This is a genomic window from Bradyrhizobium sp. Ec3.3 (genome assembly GCF_000472925.1).
Lineage (GTDB): Bacteria > Pseudomonadota > Alphaproteobacteria > Rhizobiales > Xanthobacteraceae > Bradyrhizobium.
In genome coordinates, this window is the sequence record NZ_AXAS01000072.1 from 25681 (window position 1) to 33834 (window position 8154).

Annotated in this window: 8 protein-coding genes and 1 pseudogene; 7 read left to right on the plus strand and 2 right to left on the minus strand. The window is 56.8% G+C overall.

Annotation, left to right across the window (positions count from 1 at the left end; genetic code table 11):
* The first annotated feature begins 418 nt into the window (after positions 1-418).
* Positions 419-1357, plus strand: coding sequence for a bifunctional methylenetetrahydrofolate dehydrogenase/methenyltetrahydrofolate cyclohydrolase FolD (gene folD / locus YUU_RS53420; protein ID WP_051390153.1), 939 nt, complete (start codon positions 419-421; stop codon positions 1355-1357).
* 138 nt (positions 1358-1495) lie between these two features.
* Here folD and YUU_RS0140135 read toward each other — a convergent pair whose 3' ends face one another.
* The gene (locus YUU_RS0140135) at positions 1496-1972 is read right to left on the minus strand and encodes an Lrp/AsnC family transcriptional regulator (protein ID WP_027527319.1); all 477 of its coding nucleotides are present in this window, start codon (positions 1970-1972) and stop codon (positions 1496-1498) included.
* Positions 1973-2293: 321 nt separating this feature from the next.
* On the opposite strand from YUU_RS0140135, the gene eutB reads away from it, so the two are divergent.
* From eutB to YUU_RS57400, 6 genes and pseudogenes are all read left to right on the plus strand, one after another.
* Positions 2294-3280 carry a hydroxyectoine utilization dehydratase EutB gene (eutB, locus tag YUU_RS0140140; protein ID WP_027527320.1) on the plus strand — a complete coding sequence of 329 codons (987 nt, stop codon included), beginning with the start codon at positions 2294-2296 and terminating at the stop codon, positions 3278-3280.
* On the plus strand, positions 3280-4272 hold the full coding sequence (eutC, locus tag YUU_RS0140145; RefSeq protein ID WP_027527321.1) for an ectoine utilization protein EutC: 993 nt from the start codon (positions 3280-3282) through the stop codon (positions 4270-4272). Before eutB ends, eutC begins: the two co-directional genes overlap by 1 nt.
* Positions 4273-4685: 413 nt before the next feature.
* Positions 4686-5849 carry a M20 aminoacylase family protein gene (locus YUU_RS0140150; RefSeq protein WP_027527322.1) on the plus strand — a complete coding sequence of 388 codons (1164 nt, stop codon included), beginning with the start codon at positions 4686-4688 and terminating at the stop codon, positions 5847-5849.
* Positions 5850-6057: 208 nt separating this feature from the next.
* On the plus strand, positions 6058-6495 hold the full coding sequence (locus tag YUU_RS0140155; protein ID WP_256375330.1) for an aminopeptidase P family N-terminal domain-containing protein: 438 nt from the start codon (positions 6058-6060) through the stop codon (positions 6493-6495).
* A gap of 345 nt (positions 6496-6840) precedes the next feature.
* Positions 6841-7182 (plus strand): M24 family metallopeptidase, encoded by a 342-nt coding sequence (locus YUU_RS55460; protein ID WP_084801787.1) that lies wholly within the window; start codon positions 6841-6843, stop codon positions 7180-7182.
* Between the two features lie 111 nt (positions 7183-7293).
* Positions 7294-7859: pseudogene (locus YUU_RS57400) on the plus strand (serine O-acetyltransferase); the annotation flags it as partial.
* Between the two features lie 17 nt (positions 7860-7876).
* On the opposite strand, the gene YUU_RS0140180 reads toward YUU_RS57400, so the two are convergent.
* On the minus strand, positions 7877-8154 hold a 278-nt coding region (locus tag YUU_RS0140180; RefSeq protein ID WP_027527327.1), incomplete at its 5' end, for a transposase.

Here is an 8154-nt window from a genome sequence, read left to right on the forward strand (position 1 = left end):
CCGTCTGCCAAAACGGCCGGTCAACAGCTCTGGTCTTGACGCACGCTAGGTATGCCCTTCGACACCTCTTGGGCGTTATCCGTTATGGCTCTACCTCCGCCACGAACCACCTCGATCAGGAACCCTAAGAGCCTGGCCACAGCAGCGAGCATAGGCGGCGAATTCGTCCAATTGTTCGCCGAATTTTAGGGCTTCGGGAAGGCGCCTTCGAGCGACTTTCATCCTCAGAGCGGCTCAATAAGGACGAAGCGTTTTGCGTCGCCCTTGAGCCATCCCTCAGCGCGAGGAGTCCAAAGCCAAACGCTACGATCTTCATGCGTTTGATTGGCACGGTCGGGGATCAACGGAGCAGGATTTCCTTTGCTGTTGGCGCCCTCGCGCCGCCACCTAACTCGGCGAGCATCGCTGGAGCTGGACCATGAATGCTATCCAAATCGACGGCAAAGCCATCGCTGGCGCGTTACGGGCCTCCGTCGCACGCGACGTGGCGCTCCTCAAGGCTGAATGTAACGTCAGCCCAGGACTGGCTGTGGTACTCGTCGGTGACGATCCGGCCAGCTCGGTTTACGTGAAGACAAAGGCCAAACAAGCAACGGCTGCTGGGATCAGGTCCCAACAATTTGGGCTGCCGAACGATGTCAGCGAAGCTGAGCTGCTCAATTTGATCGACGATCTAAATGCCGATGATGCCATCGATGGCATCCTTGTTCAGTTGCCCTTGCCTGGCCACATCAACGGCGGGCGCGTGCTGGAGGCGATCGATCCAAAGAAGGATGTTGACGGCTTTCATCCCTACAACGTCGGGCGATTGGCAATTGGCAGGCCGGCTCTTGCGCCCTGTACTCCGCTTGGGGTCATGCATCTCATCAAGACGGTCGTTAGTGACCTGAACGGGCTGGACGTTCTCGTCATTGGTCGGTCGAATATCGTCGGAAAACCTCTGGCCGTTCTGCTCGGCGATGCCGGGTGTACCGTCACCGCTGCCCAGATCCAAACGCGCAAGCTCGGAGAGCTCTGCCGAAAGGCAGATATTGTTGTCGCTGCCGCCGGTTGTGCGGGTCTTGTACGGGGTGATTGGCTCAAGAGGGGGGCGGTCGTCATTGATGTAGGGATCAATCGCGCGATCGATTCCGACGGCGACGCCAAACTTGTCGGAGACGTGGCCTTCGCTGAAGCAAGCAAGCGCGCGAGCCACATAACTCCGGTTCCCGGCGGGGTGGGTCCCATGACCGTGGCTTACCTGCTCTCGAACACGGTGAGTGCAGCGGTCTGGCGCCGAGGATTGTCCCTCAAGGTGAGCCATCCCGTACACCACATTCGACCACTGAATCACCGGGAGGGGGTTCGTGCAGGCTGATTAGCAAAACAATCGGGGCAGATATGAAACGGTCATTGCGGCGGGCCGGCTGAATTTTCAGTTTGCAAGCGCGTGCTCGCGATGTTTCAAATCTCTGCTTTCAGTTGCGCTCCGATACCCCTTCGAGATCTTTCTTGATCAATCCTCCGTCGGCGCTTCGATCGGGACGGCAAATCCTGTCTTGACTCGGTCCATGACGACCATCGTCTTAAAACCCTTGATGTCCGGATTCTCATAGAAGAAGATTCTGGTGAATTGCTCGTAATCTTCCATCGTGCGCGCAGTGATGTAGAGAACAAAATCGGCATCGCCGGTGACGTAGAATCCGTTTACGACCTCGCTCGACGATTTGATGGCCTTCTTGAACCGGTCAATGATGTCTGCTCGTTCGCGTTCCAAGCTCACCAGTACGAGCAGTTGAATAGGTCTTCCAACAGCCTTCGCTGAAACGATCGAAACATCGGCTTCTATGATGCCTTCCGATCGAAGCCTCTTCAGCCGCCGTTGACATGCTGTAGCAGACAGCCCCGCCAGTTCACCGATCACTTCGGACGTAAGACGATTATTCTTCTGTACGATCTCTAGGATGCGGGCATCTGTACGGTCGTATCGCATAGCAAGAGCTCCTGGGGAAATTCGTCGCATTTCACGCCAAATGCGCAGAAAATCATTGCGGTGGCGCGAAGTGCGACGCAAACCTGTTCGGAACATTAATATCCTGATTGCTCAAGTAATATCAACAAATGAGCGGAGCAGCGCTCCAGCTGCCTTGTGCAAAGTTGGCCAGCTGCACGTCGGGCCGCGGTCGAAACGTCATTTGGTGTGAACTGAAGAATGGGTTCTCAAGGAATTCCGTCCGAGGCGCGTATTTGCCGCTGCGGCCGGTCGTCGGCGCGGGCAGGCGCTGGCTCCTCTATGGTTGAAGGAACGAGATATATGATCGAGCTCGGGGACATTCAGGATGCGCGTAGCCGCATCAAAGGACACGTCCTCTCCACACCGTTGGTACCCTCCGCGACGCTCTCAGAGATTTGCGGCACACCAGTTGCCCTGAAGCTTGAGCATTGTCAGACGACTGGCAGCTTCAAGCTGCGCGGCGCGACTAATGCGATCTTAAGACTCACGGACGGCGAGCGGGCACGTGGCGTCGTCGCCGTCTCGACCGGCAATCACGGTCGGGCACTGTCATTTGCAGCTCGCGCTGTGGGCGCGCGTGCCACAATCTGTATGTCCCGGCTCGTGCCGGAAAACAAGCTTTCCGAAATCCGGCGCCTTGGCGCAGACGTGCGGATCATTGGAGAGTCGCAGGATGAAGCGCAGGAGGAGGTCGATCGTCTCGTGTGTGAAGATCGGCTTGTTTTGCTGCCGCCATTCGATCATCCGGCAATCATCGCTGGACAGGGAACAATCGGTCTCGAGATCATCGAGGCGATGCCCGATGTCGCCACCGTGCTCGTGCCAGTGTCGGGCGGGGGATTGGCTGCGGGCATAGCTACAGCGATCAAAGCTGTGCGGCCTCAAGCAAGGATCATAGGCGTTAGCATGGCACGTGGCGCTGCGATGAAGGCAAGTCTCGACGCTGGCCGACCGGTCCAAGTAGAGGAGCTTCGAACCCTTGCTGACGCGTTAGGCGGAGGTATCGGGCTCGACAACAAACTGACGCTTGCCATGTGCCAAACTCTTCTTGATGATTTCGTTTTGCTGAGCGAGAGCGAGATCGCCGCCGGCATTCGTCATGCTTATGAGAATGAGCGCGAAGTCCTAGAGGGCGCAGGTGCTGTCGGCATCGCGGCGCTGCTCGCCCAGAAGATTGCCGGGTTGCGAGGGCCAATCGCGCTCGTACTTTCAGGCCGCAATATCGACATGGAACTGCACCGCCGGGTTGTAGCTGGTGTGAACGAGCCGCTGGAGGGAGTGGTCTAATGCCAAGAATAAAGATTTTGGCAGAGCGCGAGCTTAGAAAGATTGTGCCGCTCGATCTTGCCGCAGTGCAATGCATCGAGAGAGCGTTCCATTCGCTTGCCACCAAGGCGGTCGTAATGCCACCCATCCTGCGGCTCGATATTCGCGAGCATCGGGGAGAGGTCGACGTCAAAACGGCCTACGTTCCGGAGCTTGAGGGCTTTGCTGTCAAGATCAGCCCTGGCTTCTTTGATAATCCGAAGATCGGCCTGCCCAGTACCAACGGAATGATGGTGCTGCTTTCTACCAGAACCGGCTTGGTGCAAGCGGTACTGCTCGACAATGGCTATTTGACTAACGTGCGAACTGCCGCTGCAGGTGCGGTTGCGGCCAATTATCTGGCGCGCAAGGATGCTTCGATTGTCGCAATCTTAGGTAGCGGGATTCAGGCAAGATTGCAATTGCAGGCGCTCACCCTGGTGCGGCCTGTCCGTGAGGCGCGCATCTGGGCGCGCAATCTGCCAAAAGCCGAGGTGGTTGCGCAGGAGTTATCCGGGCAACTGGAGATTCCTATAACTGCCTGTGGGGACCCAATGAAAGCCGTGGCCGGATCCCACGTCATTGTCACGACAACGCCGGCCGATCAGCCCGTCCTGAGCGCTGCATGGTTGGAGCCTGGGCAGCACATCACCGCCATGGGATCCGACGCTGAACACAAGAATGAGATCGATCCGAGTGCGATCGCCCAAGCGGATATCTATGTCGCCGACAGCCTCAAGCAGACACGTTGTCTAGGCGAATTGCATCACGCAATTGCAGCAGGCACCATTGCTGCCGACGCATGCTTTCCAGAACTCGGGGAGATTATCTCCGGGACCAAACTGGGCCGCTCCAGCGAGAAGCAAATCACAATTGCCGATCTCACTGGCACAGGTATCCAGGATACCGCCATCGCCTCGCTTGCCTTCGCTCAAGCGGAGGCCGCGAAGGCTGGATCGTCCTTCGACAACTAAACCACGCGGGTCTTCACCTATTTCATCAGCCAGGGTCCTAGACATACTGAAACAAACACTGAACCGGAACGAGATTTAGAAATGATCGGGAGCGACATTGAGCAGCTCCTCAGAATGAGGGAGGCCGCCGCGAGACCCACGTCACTGCGTTAGATCACTCGGCGGCCCGCCGTATTGCGTCGCAGGACTGCCGATTTGAGTTTGCGTCATCTATGGCCGCCGGGCACATGCGTGACGCCAAGTCGCTTCGCAGGTGAGATCGTAAAAGATTTGCGCAGGATCCCCTCGGTGCTTTCTTGCATTCTATGACGCAAATCGCAGGATTGCTGCGGCTCCTTCGAAACAGCGGGGGAGACGGGTGCCAGGTTGGTTTATAGTGCATATCCTCTAGAGGTTAGCTTTTTGAGCGTGACATGCACAATGTTGAAACATTCAGAGATCTGCAGCGCGAGGCGACCGAGTGGCGCCGCTATCTCCACGAAAATCCAGAGCTCGACTATCAGGTACACAACACGGCGAGGTTTGTGACGGAAAAATTGGCTTCGTTTGGCATCAATCACATCGAGACCGGGATAGCTGAAACCGGTATCGTCGCATTGATCCAAGGCGAAGGTGGCGAGGGGCCAACCATCGGGTTAAGAGCGGACATGGATGCTTTGCCCATACTCGAGGCGTCGAACAAGCCTTGGTCGTCGAAAATACCAGGTAAGATGCACGCATGCGGTCATGATGGCCACACTGCCATGCTTCTCGGAGCCGCGAAGTATCTGGCCGGAACTCGCAAGTTCAAAGGCTCGGTTGCCCTGATCTTTCAGCCGGCAGAAGAAGGAGCGCTAGGTGGCCTAAGAATGGTTCAAGAAGGAATCATGGATCGTTTCAACATCTCTCAAGTCTTCGGCATGCACAATGCGCCGGGCATGGAGGTCGGAAAATTCGGCATTCGCCACGGTCCGATGCTCGCCTCCCTTGATGAGTTCGACCTCATTGTGAAGGGCAGAGGCGGTCATGCGGCTAAGCCAAATGAGACCATCGATCCGGTCGTAATTGCAGCACAGATCATCATGGGCTTGCAAACCATAGTCTCGCGCAAGGCCAATCCCATCGAATCGCTGGTGATTTCGGTCACCAAGCTCAAGGCGGCTGATGCCTTCAATATCATTCCCGATGAGGTTGAAATGACGGGTACTGTAAGAACTCATGAGCCCAGTCTGCGTGACTTCGCCGAAACGCATATTTTGTCCGTCGCGCAAGGCATCGCGCGCGGATTTGGTGGAGATGCTGAACTTGACTACCGTCGGCACGATCCTGTCACCTTCAACCACATGGAGGAGACCACGCTGGCCATCAAGGCGGCCCGTAATCTTGTTGGATCCGCCGCCGTGGACGACAACATCAAACCGCGGATGGGATCGGAAGACTTCGCCTATATGCTTGAGGCGCGCCCGGGCGCTTTCATTTTTCTAGGAAATGGACCGACTGCCGGCGTGCACCACCCGGCCTACGACTTTAACGACGAAGCGCTTCCTTTCGGCATCGGCTATTGGGTGAACCTGGTTGAGACGACCTTGGCTACTTGATCATTCCTCCGCCTTGTCGCGGACAGTCGCTGCTTTCTCGGAGCGCCGAGCTCACTGGACACGGCGCAAGTCTCCTTGTTTCGTGCGCTCTTTGTGCGGCCGTAGGTGTTAGGTTCGATCAATTTCAAGCATCGTTATCTGCCGTCATTACGCTGCTAAACACAGGAGAGGCTGCCCGTGCCCGCATTTAGCCAAGAGGAATATCGCGATTCGAACTGCTCGGCTCCGCCAGCGCATGGCCAAGCGAGGCATTGACGCACTCCTTGTTTTGAGTGATTCGAACATGAACAATCTCACCGGATATGAGGCATTTTCGGACTACGTCCCGCAACTTGCTCTTGTGTGCCAAGACGAGGAAGATCCGTGGCTCATTCTGCGAGAGCAGGATATCCAATGTGCGACCGCCACTTCCTATCTCGCACAATCGCGCCTCGTCAGCTATCCCGAGAAATATATTGGTTCGAACGAGCGGACGGCTTGGGAGCCGATTGGCAACATGGTGCGCGAGCGCGCTAAGTCCAGTCACATCGGTATCGAACTTGGCGCCCGATTGTTTGGCGTGAAGGGGCATGCCGCCCTGGCCAAAGCTTGGACCTGTCGAAGGCCGTCGATGCAGATGGGATGGTTTCTGAACTTAAGTCGGTAAAGTCATCAGCTGAACTCGCCTACATTGAGCAAGCGGGCAAGATCGCGGACAAAGCCACGGAGGTTGGCCGGCGAACGATCGCTGTTGGTGTCCGCGAATGCGATGTTGCCGCTGCCGTTAACCACGCCTTGTGCTCGGGCACGATGGATTTCCCAGGTGGACCTAGCCGCAACCCGCCCATCATGCCAGTTGGCTCTCCTGCCATGCACCGCACATTAGGTGGTCAGACGGCGTTTACAAGATGCGCTGCCAGACCAATTTTGAGACCGGCGGCTTTCGACGCCGATATGCCTGCGCATTGTCACGAATCTGTATTTTTGGGAGAACCATCCGCTCGATCGCGTCATGTGCACCAAGCATGTAGATGGCTTCCTTGCCGCGTTCGAAACTATCCGGCCGGGAGCAAAATGTAGCGATGTTGAGCAGGCATTCCGGAGCACGTTTAATCCTCGCGGGGTGCGCAAAGAATCGCGAATTGGCTACTCGATAGGTATCGACTGGACAGATGGCGGGCCAAGCTTTCAGGAGGGCGACCCGACCATCCTGCAGCCCAATATGACCTTTCACCTGCTCATCGGCATCTGGGAGAAAGAGGATGGCTATATTTTCAGCGAGACCGTCCGCGTGACTGAAAATGGCGCGAAGTCACTGAGCAGCACGTCGCGCGACATGTTGATCAATCATTAGCACTGCAGAACCTCGTGCGGACGCCGGTGCTTTGCTCCTTGCCGATTGGCCAGCGCCGTCAGCCGCGCGAGCTTATGGGTGTGATCGACTAGGACGAATGATAGGAGAGTCATGCTGCAAACTTTGCTCGGTTCTCGATCCATCGTGAGCAGCATCGACGCGGTTTGGGCGCGTGTTCGGGAGGAAGCCGAGGTCATCGAGCTTGAGCCGGAGCTCGCCGCCTTCATTTATTCATCAGTTTTGCATCATGAGTGCCTCGAGGACGCGATTGTTCATCGTATCGCCGAACGGCTGCATCACTCCGAACTTTCCAGTAATCCGGAAAGCCTATCAGGATGTGCTGCGTGAGGAGCCTGACCTCAGCAACACGTTCCGCGCCGATCTCGTCGCTATCTGCGACCGCGACTCCGGCTGCCTCACGCTTTATCGACCCGCTGCTCTACTTCAAGGGCTTTCACGCGATTCAGGCGCATCGTCTCGCTCACTCGCTCTGGCGTACGGGCCGTAAGAATTTCGCGTATTATCCGCAAAGCCGGGCCTCCACAATATTTCAGGTCGACATCCATCCGGCAGCCAAGATGGGCCGAGGCATCTTTCTCGACCATGCGACAGGATTTGTCATGGTTGAAACGGCAGAGATCGAGGACGATGTCTCAATTCTACATGGTGTGACACTAGTGTCTCTGCACAGTGATTATGACTCTTTGGAAGTGTCAGGATAGGCGCGGCCCATTTTGGCGCGGGCCTTGTCTGTCGTGAACATCCATTTGATGCGGGAGCGTGCGGCATTTCTCTGGCGTTCCCAAGCGGCGATTTCGCGGCGCAGTCGCTTGGGGTCATCGATCCTGCGATCGAGGCACTGTCCCCGCAAGACGCCGATCTCGATCTCGACCATGTTGAGCCAGCTTGCGTGTTTGGGGGTGTAGTGGAACTCGAGCCGCCGCAAGATCCGTCTGGCTTCGGCAGGCGGGA

Coding starts and splice junctions, on each gene's coding strand:
- folD (WP_051390153.1), top strand. CDS start 419: ATGAATGCTATCCAAATCGACGGCAAAGCCATCGCTGGCGCGTTACGG.
- YUU_RS0140135 (WP_027527319.1), bottom strand. CDS start 1,972: ATGCGATACGACCGTACAGATGCCCGCATCCTAGAGATCGTACAGAAG.
- eutB (WP_027527320.1), top strand. CDS start 2,294: ATGATCGAGCTCGGGGACATTCAGGATGCGCGTAGCCGCATCAAAGGA.
- eutC (WP_027527321.1), top strand. CDS start 3,280: ATGCCAAGAATAAAGATTTTGGCAGAGCGCGAGCTTAGAAAGATTGTG.
- YUU_RS0140150 (WP_027527322.1), top strand. CDS start 4,686: ATGCACAATGTTGAAACATTCAGAGATCTGCAGCGCGAGGCGACCGAG.
- YUU_RS55460 (WP_084801787.1), top strand. CDS start 6,841: ATGTGCACCAAGCATGTAGATGGCTTCCTTGCCGCGTTCGAAACTATC.